The organism is Streptococcus sp. HMSC062H02, assembly GCF_001813005.1.
Lineage (GTDB): Bacteria > Bacillota > Bacilli > Lactobacillales > Streptococcaceae > Streptococcus > Streptococcus oralis_S.
In genome coordinates, this window is record NZ_KV811125.1 from 526 (window position 1) to 891 (window position 366).

Below are 366 nucleotides of genomic sequence, written 5' to 3' on the forward strand. Positions count from 1 at the left end.
TTGGCAAGTTTTTGCCTGGATCTTTTGGTGGAACATTCCCAACAGGAGTTGGTTTTGTTGGCTCCTCCGGTTTAGGTGGGAACACCATAACTGTATTGGTAGGCTGTGGATTATGGTTAAAGCTTACTTTAGCTTTATTAGGAACACCAGCAGCGAATTGTGTAAAATCTGTTCCTTCTTTGAAGTTAGTGTAAAGTACAAGACGTACGGTACTTCCCTTCAAGGCTTCAAGAACATCCTTGTCGCTGATTTCAAAAGTCACAACATTGCTAGTTTCATCGTAAGTAACAGTAGCAATTGCTTCTAAATCTTTACCTACTAATTCACCACGATCATTTGAAGACTTACTCAATTTATCAATAGCTG

The 366-nt window shown here is 39.3% G+C and carries 1 pseudogene; it reads right to left on the minus strand.

Annotated features, from left to right (window positions below):
- A pseudogene (locus HMPREF2885_RS10195) lies at positions 1-366 on the minus strand (hypothetical protein); the annotation flags it as partial.